The organism is Oscillospiraceae bacterium (assembly GCA_015065085.1).
Lineage (GTDB): Bacteria > Bacillota > Clostridia > Oscillospirales > SIG627 > SIG627.
Genome location: SVQW01000004.1, coordinates 101,847 through 115,634, shown reverse-complemented (window position 1 = coordinate 115,634; position 13,788 = coordinate 101,847). Strand labels below are relative to the sequence as shown.

Below are 13,788 nucleotides of genomic sequence, written 5' to 3'. Positions count from 1 at the left end.
ATCAATAAACGAATTCTTTGCCGTCTTTTTTGAGAATTACGGTGTTTTCGCCGTTTGGTGAAGCTTCTACATAACCTATTTTTCTTGCTTCCACATTGTATTTTGCGGCGATTGCGGCAGCCTTGTCAGCGGTGGCTTCATCGCAGTATATTTCCATGCGATGTCCCATATTGAAAACATTGTACATTTCTTTTTCACCGATGTTGGCATTTTCCGCGATGAGTCTGAACAACGGGGGAGTGTCAAAAAGATTGTCCTTTACGTATCTCAGACCCGAACCGAAATTCTTGCATTTGGCCTGTGCACCGCCGGTGCAGTGGATAAGACCCGAAACCTTTGCATCTTTATCGTCAAGCAGCTCCTTGAGTATGGGTGCGTAGGTTCTGGTGGGGGAAAGCAATGCCTTGCCCACGGTAATATCCGTTCCGGGCAACTTGTCGGTGAGAAGCGATTTTCCGCTGTAAGCTTTGCCTGCCTCGATTGTTGATGAAAAGCTTTCGGGATACTTGTCACGGTAAACGCTTGAAAGCACGAGATGTCTTGCACCTGTAAGACCGTTTGAAGAAATACCCGAGTTATATTCATCCTCATATGTTGCTTTACCCGATGAGGCGAGTGCCAGAATAACGTTACCGGGCTTTATGTTAGCGCAATCGATAACCTTGTTTTTAGGTACACGTGCAAAGAATGTTGAGTCTACAATGAGTGTGGAAACAAGGTCTCCCACGTCAGCGGTTTCACCGCCGGACATGGTGATATTAACTCCGAAATCCTTCATTTTCTCAACAAAAGAAGAATATCCGTCTATAACAGCGGCAATTATATCTCCGCTTATGCGGTGAGCGTTTCTGCCGATGGTATTGCTCATTATGAAGTTGTCCGTAATTCCGACGCACAGAAGGTCATCCAGATTCATAACGGTGGAATCCTGCGCGATTCCCGCGAATACGGACATATCTCCTGTTTCTTTATAGTAAATATACGCCAGCGAGGATTTTGTACCTGCGCCGTCCGCGTGCATGACGGAGCAATAATTGCTGTCGCCTGCCACGTCCTCGCACAGCTTGCAGAATGCACCCGGAAAAACGCCTTTATCTTGCTTTTTTATAGCTTTATGTACTTCGCTTTTTGTTGCGGATGCGCCAAGTGTGATATATGCATCAGACATATTGATACCCCTTTGAAAAATAGTATTGGAATAGAATATATAATTATATACATTATACAGCAAATCGGCGTTCAAGTCAATAGCTGGCTTCGATATTTTATATTTTGATTTACTTTTTTCAAGCGGTAAGAGTAATTGATATCAAAAAAGAATTGACATTTCTTGCGGTTTGATGTATAATCGGTACGTAAGAACTGATATAAGGAGAATGATATATGGATATGTCTCAATTTCTTCCCGTTTCGGGAGAGAAGCCTCTCGACAGAATAGTTACCGACGGCGGTTACTGCGGGATTTTTCGCACCATTGCTTGCGTAGGCGACAGCCTTTCTTCAGGTGAATTTGAGTCTACCCGTGAGGACGGAACGAAGGCATACCATGACATTTACGATTATTCCTGGGGACAGTATATTGCGCGCATGGCAGGATGCAAGGTGTATAATTTTTCAAAGGGCGGAATGAGCGCCAAGGCTTACTGTGAAAGTTTTGCCGGGTCCCAAGGCTTCTGGGATTCCGATAAGGCGGCTCAAGCTTATATAATTGCACTTGGAGTCAATGACCTTTATGGTCAGAATCAGGAAATCGGCTCCATGTCGGATGTCTGCTTTGAGGATTACAATAAAAACGGTGCTACATATGCTGGGTACTATGCAAAAATAATTCAGCGTTATAAGGAAATTCAGCCGGATGCAAAATTTTTCCTTATGACCTTCCCTTACGACACCCGAAAGGATGAGGAATGGCGCCCTAAAGGTGATGCCCAACGTAAGCTGATGTATGAAATGGCAAAATGCTTTTCAAATACATATGTGCTTGATATACGTGAATATGCACCCGTGTATGACGAAGAATTCCGCAAGAATTTCTATCTCGGGGGACATATGACTCCGACGGGCTATATCTTCACAGCCAAAATGGTGGTGTCATACATCGATTACATAATCCGTCATAACATGCAAGATTTCAAACAAGTGGGATTTATCGGCACACCCTACAAAAATACAATTGACATATAAAAAAGTTCCCGGGTTAACGGGAACTTTTTTATATGCCTTTGTCTTTATAAATTATTTTATAAACGGGAAAGGCGATAACCACTGCTGTAAAGCCTGCTATCAGCTTGCTTGTTATAACACACGGCAGATAACTTGCTTCAAATGCCAGAGTGAATGCCAGATGTCCCGCAAAGGTGAAAGCACCGGATACGGCAAATGCCGCATTGAGTACAACGCCTTTTCTGTCCATATCCTTTATCAAATCAAAGGTTATCAGACTGGACGCCATGGAGGATACGATGCCGGTCGCAGATGTTTCATTGATATGTGCTTTTTTCGCCAGAAAAGAAAGAGGTTTTGAAAGCAGGGCAGAAAGTATTTTTATCATGGGGAAAGCTCCCGTCATGACTACTGCTGCGTTGAATACAATGTCGGCACCTTCTGAAATCGGTGCAGTGTACGGTATAAGTGTTATGCCCGTAAGCATTTCAAAAATTCCTGCCGCCAGCCCTGCGGTTATGAGTATTTTTATGAAAACACCGAACACGTTGAAAATTCTTACGCACGTATCGGGGATTTTTATAAGACCTATTGCTATCAACGCTGAAACAATTATAAGAGGCAATAGGTTAATCAAAAGCGGGATAAATGGTATTCCTTGCATAATTCCGCCGGCAAAGCACCCTATGGGAATTGTCACAATACCGCACAAAAGCCCGATGGTCATTTCGCGATGCTGTTCTTTTTTTACCATTCCCAGCGAAACCGGGATGGTGTACGACACAGTAGCTCCCATCATAGCTGAAACCACCATTGCATTTAAAAGCCCGATTTTTGCATCATTTGCCATCTCGACGCAAAGATGTGCTCCGCCCATGTCGTTGGCAAAGATTATGGCAATCACAGAAGACGGGTCTACGGGAACATGTTCTGAGATAAAACCGAGAAAAGGCTGTAACACGTGCGAAATGAGAGGAGAAATAACAATCATTCCTATCATGGAAAGAGCCAACGGTCCGAGCATCATAAGCCCGCGTTCAAATTCCAAGCCCAACTTCAAGCGGTTACCGAAAATTCTGTCAATTGCCGCAATAACGGCGAAGACAGCCATTACTAATGATATGTAATTCATATTCTCCTCTTAGTAAAGCGGAACGGATTTAAATCCGCTTTTTGTCAGAATATACACCTCTCCGAATCCGCAGTCTGTCAGAAGCTGTAACGCGCTGTCAAAATGACAGTCAAGAAAATTCATGTCATGACAGTCTGAGCTTATTATTATACCCATTCCAAGCTTTTTAAGTTCCTTGAGTATAAAAGGCTGGGGGTAGGGCGAAGTGCGGTATCCACGCGCGATAGCACCGGTGTTGATTTCGAAAATATTTACTTTTTCTGCCAAAGTGTGCAGGGCATTAAGTGCGTAAGAACGGTATAGGGGGGATTCGGTATCAAAAAAGTCCGTGTTTTCAACATGCTTTGTTATAAGGTCGAAGTGTCCCACTATGTCAATATGGGCATATTCCGGCAACCTTGCCATATCCTCATAATACATGCGGGCGTATTTTAATCCGTCACCGCCGAAATATTCGTCTATAACTCTTTTTACCGTTGCACTGTCGCGGTCATAAGCTATGTATTCATCGCCTATGTGAAAATAGTGCGCTGCACCGATTATGTAATCAAAGCCGGTCAAATCTACTTTTGAAAATATGTCGAATTCAAGCCCGAGAAAAATATCAAGTTTGTCCTTGTATTCTTGCTTCAGCGTGAGAATTTCCTTTTTGTAATCTTCATGAACCGGTGCGAATTTTGTATAGGTAGGGGCGTAAAACATAGGAGAGTGGCAGGAAAAACCCAGGCTGTCAAACCCCTTTTTGAGCGCGCACTCCGCTATTTCACGCGGAGTGTTCTTGCCATCGCAATAGGTGCAGTGTGTATGAAGATTCTGGGTGTATTTCATTATTTTTCTTCCAGCGGGTAGTATACGTGCTCAACGGTGAAATCATGTCCGCTGAGTGTGATTTTCGTTCCGCCCAGGCATTCTTTGTCGTGGTAGTCATAAAGACCCGTTTTGAGTCCCTGAGTGAAGCGTATGCCGTCATAAACAACACTGAAGTTGTTTTTGTGCTCGTGCCCTGTGAAAAGACCGTCTGTGTTGCAGGCTTTTATGGAAGGCATTATGTGCACATTTGAAGCAAGGGGCTCCAGTTTTTTGCCAAACTCGCCCGGTCTTGCGGGAACATCCTTTCCGATTTCGTAGGAGTAGAATTCGGTATGGGAAGCATCCTTTTGCGGTTGATAGCCTGCTGCGGTCAGCGCCTCGCAGAATTCTGCGGTAGGAATATGGAAGCACATAAACGAAGGTACATCGGGATTTTCGGCAAATATCTTTTTCATTTCACCCTCAGCCCACTCCATCTGCTCAGGTCTGAGACCCGCATTTACGTGTACACCCTTTACACCGCCGATTCCGCCGCATCCGTGGCTATCCAGCATTATAAGGACTCTCTGCAGTTCACCCTTTTGGTAAATACCTATGGTGTAGTTGCCGTTTCCGAAGGTTTCACCCTTTTTGAAGAAGCAGTATTCGGAGGAGGCAAATCTGTTGTTCTGCCATTCGATGCCCTTTGCACTTTCGTTGTCATGGTTGCCGTAAACGGGCGCCCAGTGGATTTTAAAGGAATCCATGAAGTTGCAGAATTCCTCAAAGGAAGTGCCTGCGTCATCAAATTCTCCGTAAATAATATCGCCTGTGATGATGATAAGGTCCGGATTGGATTTTTCCACTACATATCTTATTTGAGAATAAAGGTTTTTCTCATTATTTTCAGGCACCCATGCTTCTACGCTCCAACCCTTGATTCTGTCGGGAAATCTTCTCTGGTATGCGTCTATTGTCTGCATGTCTGTAATCTGAAGTATTCTGATATCGCCCTCGCGGTTTATGTCAAGTCTGAAATCCATGGTAACACCTCTTTAGTTCTTTTATTTGTTTCAAGTATAGCACAGTTTTACATTTTTTGCAATATATCAGTGTAAAAAAACTTGCAGAATTCAATGCGATATAGTATAATATAAACACGTAGTTTATTAAATTATTTAAAATGATACGGAGGGCAAAAAAATGCTTTTGATTAAAGCGTTTATTAAGTATATTGCAGGACTCGCGTCGGTGGGTATGCTGCTGTTTTTGCCCGCAGGCACTTTCAGATATATGAACGCGTGGATTTTCATCGGCTTGCTTTTTGTTCCCATGCTTATTCTTGGCATCGTTCTTTATGTTAAAGCCCCGAATTTACTTGAAAAACGCCTTGATGTAAAAGAAACGGAAAACACTCAAAAGGCCGTTGTAGCTGTGTCGGCACTTCTTTTTACGGCAGGCTTTGTTGTTGCAGGACTGGATTTCAGATTCGGATGGTCGCAGGTACCGAAATGGTTGGTTGCAACGGCTTGTGTTGTTTTGATTGTTTCTTATGCGGTTTACGCAGAGGTAATGCGTGAAAATGCGTGGCTTTCAAGGTCTGTGGAGGTACAGAAGAACCAGAAAGTGTCGGATACCGGGCTTTATTCAATTATCAGGCATCCTATGTACGCAGTTACGCTGTGGTTGTTTTTCTCTATTCCTCTCACACTTGGTTCATGGTGGTCATTTGCTTGTTTTTTGCCATATATAGCTGTAATTGTTGTCAGAATAATCAACGAAGAAAAGGTGCTGGAGGCAAAGCTTGAAGGCTATACGGACTATAAAAAGCGCGTGAAATACAGGCTTGTTCCGTTCGTGTGGTGATAGATATTAATATATAAATGGGTTTTGCAGGATGAATTGCAGGTGCAGAGTATGAAGAAAATCATTGTTGTCGGTTGCCCGGGAAGCGGCAAGAGTACATTTTCAAGAGAACTGAACAGAATTACCCATATTCCTCTTTTTCATTTGGATATGATGTACTGGAATGCGGATAAAACAACGGTAGATAAAAATACTTTTTATGAACGGCTGTCAGATGTGCTGGAAAAGGAACAATGGATAATAGACGGAAATTATGCCTCCACAATGGAACTGCGTCTGCGTAAGAGCGATACGGTGTTTTTTCTGGATTACCCGACCGAAATTTGCCTGGACGGTATAACTAAAAGACGCGGAAAGCCGCGGAGTGATATTCCGTGGATTGAGAGTGACGACAGTGACAGCGAATTTATTGAGTTTATAAAAAGATACCGATTGCAAAACAGACCTGAAGTATTTGAACTGTTGGGTAAGTACAGCGATAAAAGCATTTTTATTTTTACAGAACGAAATCAAGCAGATGAATTTTTAGTGAAATTACAAAAACGCATATTAAGTATTTGACGGATTGGTGAGGTGAAAAACAATGGTTAAAGAACTTATGCACGACCCGATTTTTCTTGCCGGAAAGTCGGAAATCGCCACGAAAGATGATTTGCAGACAGCACAGGACTTGCTTGACACATTACTGGCGCACAAGGAAAGCTGCGTTGGTATGGCGGCTAATATGATAGGTGTGAAAAAACGCATTATTGCGTTTTTGGACGAAAGCGGACGAACCTCAACATACACGGTGATGCTCAATCCGGAAATTATAAAAAAGGACGGTGCGTATGACACCGAAGAGGGCTGCTTGTCGCTTCTCGGCGGTCCGCGTCCTTGTAAACGCTATAAATCTATCAAGGTGAAGTATCAGACCTTGGAAATGCAGACCCGCATCAAAAGCTACATCGGCTTTGCGGCACAAATAATCCAGCACGAGGTGGATCACTGTAATGGGATATTGATCTGATGTGCGTTAGTATTAATTTTACGTAAAACTCAATCATGTAATGAGAATAAAAAAGCCGATGAGAAGCTAAAACACCTCATCGGCCTTTATCATTTTATCGGAGTGACAGGATTCGAACCTGCGGCATCTTGCTCCCAAAGCAAGCGCGCTACCAACTGCGCTACACCCCGAGGTAAATATTTTAAAAAATGGGAATGCGGAGAGTTACACGAGTGGTCACAGACGGACCGACTCGAAATCCGGTTGTGGATTATTAACCCGAACCGAGCATGTACTCGGTTCGGGTTAATGTTTTAATTACATAAATTTCTGTGCGTTAAGCTTGATGCCGGGGCCCATTGTAGATGCGATTACGCAGCTCTTGATGTACTGACCCTTAGAGGACGCGGGCTTGGCTTTTACGATAGCGCCCATAATGGCATTAAGGTTTTCAGCAAGCTTTTCGGGACCGAAAGAAGCTTTGCCGATAGGGCAGTGGATGATGTTGGTTTTGTCGAGACGATACTCGATTTTACCTGCCTTGGCTTCTTTAACAGCCTTAGCAACATCGGGGGTAACGGTGCCGGCCTTGGGGTTAGGCATCAAGCCTTTAGGACCGAGGACTTTACCGAGACGACCGATGAGACCCATCATATCGGGAGTAGCGATGATTACGTCATAATCAAACCACTGTTCCTTCTGGATCTTTTCGACCATATCTTCTGCGCCTACGAAATCGGAACCTGCCTCTTCAGCAGCCTTAGCGTTGTCGCCCTTGGCGAAAACGAGGGTACGTACGGTTTTACCGGTACCGTGAGGAAGCACGAGAGCGCCTCTTACCTGCTGGTCAGCGTGTCTGGAGTCAACGCCCAGTCTGATGTGTATTTCGATAGTTTCATCAAATTTTGCTTTTGCAGTCTGACAAACGGTCTGTACAGCTTCTTCAGCATCGTACAGCTTTGCTCTGTCAACGATTTTAGTGCTTTCGGTATATTTCTTACCCTGCTTCATTGTTTAACCCCTCCTTATTCTTCAACAGTAACGCCCATGCTGCGTGCAGTACCGGCGATCATGCTCATAGCGGATTCGAGGTTAGCTGCGTTAAGGTCGGGCATTTTCTGTTCAGCGATTTTAGCGACCTGATCCTTGGTTATCTTAGCAACCTTGGTCTTGTTGGGGACGCCTGAACCGCTTTCGATACCGCAAGCCTTCTTGATAAGAACCGCTGCAGGCGGAGTCTTGGTGATGAAGGAGAAAGTGCGGTCGGAGTAGATGGTGATAACAACAGGGATGATAAGACCCATGTCGTTCTTGGTGCGCTCGTTGAATTCCTTAGTGAAGTTAGGAATTGCAACACCGTACTGACCCAGAGCGGGACCTACGGGGGGAGCGGGAGTGGCTTTTCCTGCCTGAAGCTGGAGTTTTACGTAACCAATAATTTTCTTTGCCATTTTAATACACCTCCGTAATGTGGTAAATAATTTTTCGGGAATTTATTCCCTCCCACGCTACCGTTATACATCTGCAATCATGGCAAGAACTGCACAAATAATAACGGCCGAGCAGAAAACACTGCTATATTTCCTGGATTTTTTTAACGCTTGAAGAGGAAAGCTCAACAGGCGTTTCTCTGTTGGACATCGGAACGACAACCTTGATGGTTTTGAAATCGTCCGAGATTTCCTTGACAACTGCCGTGTGACCTGAAAGAAAACCCTCGGTAATGTTAACCAAATCGCCGACTTTGTAGCTCAGCGTGATAACGGTAGTGTCAACACCAAGTTGCTTAACTTCCTCATCGGAAAGAGCGACCGGCTTGGACTCGGGGCCGACAAAGCCCGTAGCACCGCGGGTATTACGCACTACATGCCAGGTTTCGTAATTCATGATCATTTTGACCAGAACATAGCTGGGGAACAGCAGAGCCTCTTTTTCGGCGCCCTTCGCACCTTCCTCCGCAGCGGGATCAACCACTGTTTCGGTAGGAATCTTGACCTCGAAAATAAGATGACCCATGTTGCGGTTCTCAACTATTTTTTCGATGTTGGCAGCAACGCGGTTTTCATATCCGGCATAGGTGTGTACAACGTACCACCGGGGACTGGGATCGTAATCTTCTAACATGGCAATTTCCTTTTAAAATGGATTTTAGATAAGTTTGCCCAACGCGGTTATACCCATGTTGAATGCTAAGTCGAGAAGCACAAGAACAACACCTGATACAACAACCAGAGCAACGACAACCGAAGTATTTTTAACAACCTGTTCCTTGGAAGACCAAACTATCTTCTTAAGCTCACTTTTGTAGTTTTTGAAGAAGTTCTTGACGCGAACGCCGAAGGGGATCTTTTCCTTAGCAGGTTTTACTGCGGCGGGTTTCTTTTCAGCCTGAGGCTGAACATTTTTTTCTTCTGCCAAAATAATACCTCCTCTTAGTAAAGTAAATAAAGGGAATTACTTGGTTTCTTTGTGAAGAGTTTCCTTACGGCAGAATCGGCAATACTTGTTAATTTCAAGTCTGTCGGGGTCATTCTTCTTGTTTTTCATTGTGTCATAATTTCTTTGCTTGCATTCGCTGCATGCCAAAGTAATTTTAACTCTCATACGGCACCTCCTGATTATTTTCCGAATTTTTGTACCTCCCTCTAAAGGCCATAAAAAAAGACCCACAAGAGGTACATACATTATATCACAACAACACTGCGTTTGTCAATAGGGTGAGAAACACATAGATGAATATTTTGTAAATTTTTGAAAAGAAATCTGCAATTGCGGAAAATCGTCCTATGCATGTATCGGTGGTTTAATTGCAATCGGGTATTGACAAGAAGATAATATATTGATATAATATATACACAATATACATAATTTATCACTTTTATCAGTGTTGTGTTATTTTGACGGAGGAAACATTAATGATTAAGAAGATTTGTGCATTGGTTTTGTTACTCACGTTATTTGTTACCGTTGTTGCGGCACGTAAAGAGGGATACGCCGTTGCTTTTGATAACAGTGTGTTTAATTATCCCGAATTTGTGCCTGATGCGAAGCTGATGAGCGCCGAAACGAGTGTTTATGAGCATTATTACAATCAGTTAAGCGATGAAGCAAAGGTGTATTATGATATTATCAAGGATGCTTCTCCCGTTTCCGAAAATGTTTCAATAAAATTACCTGACATTACGCAGAATTCCGAGGAACAGGCATTGGCGGAATTTGACCGTGTGGTTCAGGCATACTGTGATGCTGTAAATGCTTTTGAATATGACCATGCCGAGATTTTTGCCCAAAGCTATGCAATTGGTGAATCCTTGCAGACCAACGGCAGTCAGGTAACGATAAAATCGTCAATCGGTATAAGGGTAAAGCAACGATATTCGGATGATGCGATAGGCGCATACAATGCTGTTCAAAGCGCGTCAAAGGCTTTCAATGCTGTATCGGACGACACAATCGGTGTTTTGCTTGAAATACATAAATATATATGCGATAACGCGGAATATGTTCTTGAAGGCGTGTATGCCCACGAGCCGTACGGAATGCTGGTAAAAGGCGAAACTGTCTGCGAGGGTTATGCCGAAGCATTCAAAATATTATGCGATAAGTATTCCATACCTTGTGTCATTGTAACGGGTGATGCCGATAACGGAAGCGGAAGCTCCGAGCCTCATATGTGGAACAGTGTTAATATTGACGGTATCTGGTATGCGGTTGACTGCACCTGGGATGATTCGGATGACGGAACAGTGTATTACAAGTTCCTTTTGGCGGGTAATAACAGCCTGGGTTACCGCAGTGATAAATTCAGCGATTCCCATGTCTGCCGTGATACCAATGATGTTATGATATTTGATGAAAAGACGTATTATTCAGTACTCAATTACCCGGTAATAAGTGATGAAAAGTATATTGTTAAAATATCCGACGCCGCAGAATTGCAAAATTACGTATGTGATTACTATATGTTCAATGCGCAACTTTCGAATAATATAGACTGCACTGCTTTGGACAGTTTTAAGCCCATTGAGGATTTTACCGAGACTTTTGACGGAAACGGTTATACCTTGGCAGGGCTTAATATCGACTCGGAACGCCAATACTGCGGTTTTGTGGAAACCAATAACGGAATTATAAAAAGCCTCGGACTTTATGATGTGAATTTCAGCCTTAATTCTTCAAGCGTTACGTCGTTGGGTGGTATCTGCGGTTTGAATTTCGGAACAGTAAGTGACTGCTATGTAACCGGTGCACTTGCGGCGGCTTGTACAGCTACGAACCAAAATGCCGTTGTCGGCGGAATTGCGGGATTGAACTCAGGAAGAATAAGCGATTGCTATTTTGACGGAAGTGTTTCAACTGTAGACCCCAATGCAGCAGTAGGCTTGGTCGGAGGAATTGTCGGTAGAAATACCACCGCGACGGTTTCTCACGGCAGTGACGGACAGCAGACGATATACGGAAAGGTGTCGTGTTGCTATGCTTCGCCGGATATTTCCGTTTATCCTGATGGCTATGCTGTGAGTGACGGTATTTGCGGGTACATGGATAATGCAACGGAGCAGGAGTACTGCTACGCCGATGGTTATACAAATAGTCCGATCGAGCTTACGGATTTATCAAAGTTTACGGGATTTTCGCCCGACAAATGGCATATTGATGTTCAGGGCGGTTATGAATATCCTCAATTAAAGGCTGTGGAGCATTTTTATGTATCTTCCCTGGAGATTACGTCAATGCCGGATAAAACAGTGTACCGCCTGGGGGCTGACTTTTCGCCCGATGGTATGGAAACGGTGGCATATGTGGGACGTGATAATAAGCAAATGAAAATTCACCCGATTATTCAGGGCTTTGACAGTACGCAAAAGTGTAAATGTACGGTTTCCGCTTCGTATTACGGAAAAAGCGACACATTTGATGTTCATGTAAGACTGGATGTAAAAGGCGGAGATGTCAATGCAGACGGTGCCGTGAATATTTCAGATGTTATCTTATTTTTACAATATCTTGCCGCCCGCGATTCCATTATCCTTTCGCAAGAGCAAAAGGAAAGTGCGGATACGCACTTTGACGGTGCTTTAAACACTTCGGATGCAATAAGACTTTGTCAGCACCTTGCCAATAAAAACAATGTTGTCATCGATTGGTGAAAAAATGAGATTATTAACTAAGATTTTGTTTTTGATATTTTGCTTGAGCGTTGTGACGTTGCCGGTGTATGCTGTTACGGATTTTGAACTGACAACCCATACGGCGCATGACGGAATATATAAGCTGACCGCCACGGGCACTTCTGATTCTCTCATAAATACGGCGGAGGTGTTTATGTCCTACGATACTACGGTTGTTGTTCCTGTTGACAGAAGCGATTACAGCGATGTTGAGGTGGAAACAGCATTGCAGGGCAGTATTGCTCCGTTTGAATCCTTCATGAATATTGCTGCTGTGCAATGGCTCACAAGTGAAGAACGGACTTCTTTCAAAATAACTGTTTATTCACTCGAAAAAACTGACGCCTCGCAGGGAAGCGAATTGTTTTCATTCTTTTTCAGAGTTCTGGAAGGAGAAAAAATCGACCGTAATACCTTCAGAATAGAAAAAGATTTTTCGGACGGATCGTTTCTGTCTTTGGTGTACAGCGGAAATGATGCGCTTAACGGAGGAGGCGTATTTTTCGGTAATGATGTATACGCGGCAACCGATTCAAGAAGTGACACTGTATTATTTCTTAAGCCGGACATCAGCGGTATAACGGCAAATGACGCTGTGCTTTACGGGGATGTAAATCAGGATGGAAATGTAAATATATCCGATGCAATTCTTCTCATGCAGAAGCTGGCATCAAATGCAGTACAGCTCACAAAAAATCAGCTTAAAGCGGCAGAATGTGTGCCGGATGGCTTTCTAAATATAAGCGATGCAGTGCGATTGCTGCAACATCTGGCAAATAAAGAGGTTAAATTAGATTAATTATGGCAGAAACATCATATTTCAGCATAGATAGAATAAAAAGAAGCAAAAAGTACGAAATGAAAACCGACGACTTTCATGACCATTATGAGTTGTATTATCTCATTTCCGGCGAGAGAAAGTATTTTGTCGGTCACTCCATCTGTACGGTGAATCCGGGGGATTTTATACTTATAGATAAACACGTGTTGCATAAAACGTCGCCGATTTCCAGCGATGTGCATGAGCGATATCTTATAAGCTTCAATGATAAATTTCTACGTAAGTTCATATCGGAAAACTCAATGGTGAGAAATTTGTTGAAATGCTTCGATAAGATTCATATCAGTGTTCCTTATGAAAAGCGCAAGCAGATAGGGGACATACTGGTGGAAATAATGAATGAGTACCGACGTGATGATGAGTATTCGGAATATGTCATATTTTCCCTGTTCACAGAGCTTATGGTAACTTTGAACAGGATTTGCGACGAGGACACTGTGCCCACCGTGATGCTTGGAAAATATGAGGCAAATATTCAGAGGGTTGTGGATTTTCTTAATGTTAACTTCCGCGACAATATAACACTCGCACAAGCGGCTGAAATGGCATATACGGGAAGCACATATTTTTCCAAAAAGTTCAAAAAGTGTACGGGATTTGGTTTCAGCGAGTATCTTACATATCTCAGAATAAATGAAGCCTCCAAAATGCTGGTTAGTACCAAAGAAAGCATTTCGGACATATCGTCACTGTGCGGATTTAACAACAGCAGTTATTTTGGCGATGTTTTCAAGAAAATCAAAGGTGTATCTCCCCAGAGATACCGCAGTATGTATCTTGGTACATCAGAAATATAAATATATAATAAAAATCACTTCCGGAATCCAGATGAATTCCG

Annotated in this window: 16 protein-coding genes and 1 tRNA gene; 7 read left to right on the top strand and 10 right to left on the bottom strand. The window is 43.2% G+C overall.

The genetic code is table 11. The features are described 5' to 3' along the window. Nucleotide 1: 1 nt before the first annotated feature. Nucleotides 2-1,168: a phosphoribosylformylglycinamidine cyclo-ligase gene (locus E7588_04920; GenBank protein MBE6688606.1), complete on the bottom strand. Its 1,167-nt coding sequence runs from the start codon at nt 1,166-1,168 to the stop codon at nt 2-4. A gap of 215 nt (nt 1,169-1,383) precedes the next feature. Here E7588_04920 and E7588_04915 point away from each other — a divergent pair, with 215 nt between their 5' ends. Further along, complete coding sequence (locus E7588_04915; protein ID MBE6688605.1) at nt 1,384-2,184, top strand: SGNH/GDSL hydrolase family protein; 801 nt, start codon at nt 1,384-1,386, stop codon at nt 2,182-2,184. A 28-nt stretch (nt 2,185-2,212) separates the two neighbouring features. Here the strand turns inward: E7588_04915 and E7588_04910 are convergent, their stop codons facing one another. From E7588_04910 to E7588_04900, 3 genes are read right to left on the bottom strand one after another with little or no spacing between them, the layout of a single operon-like run. Continuing rightward, a complete protein-coding gene (locus tag E7588_04910; protein MBE6688604.1) occupies nt 2,213-3,295 on the bottom strand; it encodes an ethanolamine utilization protein EutH in 1,083 nt (360 codons plus the stop codon). A 9-nt stretch (nt 3,296-3,304) separates the two neighbouring features. Next, nucleotides 3,305-4,123 (bottom strand): histidinol-phosphatase HisJ family protein, encoded by an 819-nt coding sequence (locus E7588_04905; protein MBE6688603.1) that lies wholly within the window; start codon nt 4,121-4,123, stop codon nt 3,305-3,307. Beyond that, the gene (locus tag E7588_04900; GenBank protein MBE6688602.1) at nt 4,123-5,127 is read right to left on the bottom strand and encodes a hypothetical protein; all 1,005 of its coding nucleotides are present in this window, start codon (nt 5,125-5,127) and stop codon (nt 4,123-4,125) included. Before E7588_04900 ends, E7588_04905 begins: the two co-directional genes overlap by 1 nt. A gap of 160 nt (nt 5,128-5,287) precedes the next feature. On the opposite strand from E7588_04900, the gene E7588_04895 reads away from it, so the two are divergent. From E7588_04895 to E7588_04885, 3 genes are read left to right on the top strand one after another with little or no spacing between them, the layout of a single operon-like run. Continuing rightward, nucleotides 5,288-5,950, top strand: coding sequence for an isoprenylcysteine carboxylmethyltransferase family protein (locus tag E7588_04895; GenBank protein MBE6688601.1), 663 nt, complete (start codon nt 5,288-5,290; stop codon nt 5,948-5,950). Nucleotides 5,951-6,001: 51 nt separating this feature from the next. Next, the gene (locus E7588_04890; GenBank protein MBE6688600.1) at nt 6,002-6,511 is read left to right on the top strand and encodes an adenylate kinase; all 510 of its coding nucleotides are present in this window, start codon (nt 6,002-6,004) and stop codon (nt 6,509-6,511) included. Between the two features lie 22 nt (nt 6,512-6,533). Further along, on the top strand, nt 6,534-6,959 hold the full coding sequence (locus E7588_04885) for a peptide deformylase (protein MBE6688599.1): 426 nt from the start codon (nt 6,534-6,536) through the stop codon (nt 6,957-6,959). Between the two features lie 97 nt (nt 6,960-7,056). Here the strand turns inward: E7588_04885 and E7588_04880 are convergent. The 6 genes from E7588_04880 to rpmG form a co-directional block, all read right to left on the bottom strand. Continuing rightward, a tRNA-Pro gene (locus E7588_04880) sits at nt 7,057-7,129 on the bottom strand. Nucleotides 7,130-7,256: 127 nt separating this feature from the next. Next, nucleotides 7,257-7,949, bottom strand: coding sequence for a 50S ribosomal protein L1 (locus tag E7588_04875; protein MBE6688598.1), 693 nt, complete (start codon nt 7,947-7,949; stop codon nt 7,257-7,259). Between the two features lie 14 nt (nt 7,950-7,963). Continuing rightward, nucleotides 7,964-8,389 (bottom strand): 50S ribosomal protein L11, encoded by a 426-nt coding sequence (rplK, locus tag E7588_04870; GenBank protein ID MBE6688597.1) that lies wholly within the window; start codon nt 8,387-8,389, stop codon nt 7,964-7,966. Nucleotides 8,390-8,513: 124 nt separating this feature from the next. Then, entirely contained in the window at nt 8,514-9,062 is a 549-nt protein-coding gene (gene nusG / locus E7588_04865) for a transcription termination/antitermination factor NusG (GenBank protein ID MBE6688596.1), read from the bottom strand. 24 nt (nt 9,063-9,086) lie between these two features. Next, complete coding sequence (secE, locus tag E7588_04860; GenBank protein MBE6688595.1) at nt 9,087-9,356, bottom strand: preprotein translocase subunit SecE; 270 nt, start codon at nt 9,354-9,356, stop codon at nt 9,087-9,089. A 36-nt stretch (nt 9,357-9,392) separates the two neighbouring features. Next, complete coding sequence (rpmG, locus tag E7588_04855; protein MBE6688594.1) at nt 9,393-9,542, bottom strand: 50S ribosomal protein L33; 150 nt, start codon at nt 9,540-9,542, stop codon at nt 9,393-9,395. Nucleotides 9,543-9,853: 311 nt separating this feature from the next. On the opposite strand from rpmG, the gene E7588_04850 reads away from it, so the two are divergent. From E7588_04850 to E7588_04840, 3 genes are read left to right on the top strand one after another with little or no spacing between them, the layout of a single operon-like run. Beyond that, nucleotides 9,854-12,088: a hypothetical protein gene (locus tag E7588_04850; GenBank protein MBE6688593.1), complete on the top strand. Its 2,235-nt coding sequence runs from the start codon at nt 9,854-9,856 to the stop codon at nt 12,086-12,088. Between the two features lie 4 nt (nt 12,089-12,092). Beyond that, nucleotides 12,093-12,908 (top strand): hypothetical protein, encoded by an 816-nt coding sequence (locus tag E7588_04845; protein MBE6688592.1) that lies wholly within the window; start codon nt 12,093-12,095, stop codon nt 12,906-12,908. A 2-nt stretch (nt 12,909-12,910) separates the two neighbouring features. Beyond that, on the top strand, nt 12,911-13,747 hold the full coding sequence (locus tag E7588_04840) for an AraC family transcriptional regulator (GenBank protein ID MBE6688591.1): 837 nt from the start codon (nt 12,911-12,913) through the stop codon (nt 13,745-13,747). Nucleotides 13,748-13,788 lie beyond the last annotated feature (41 nt).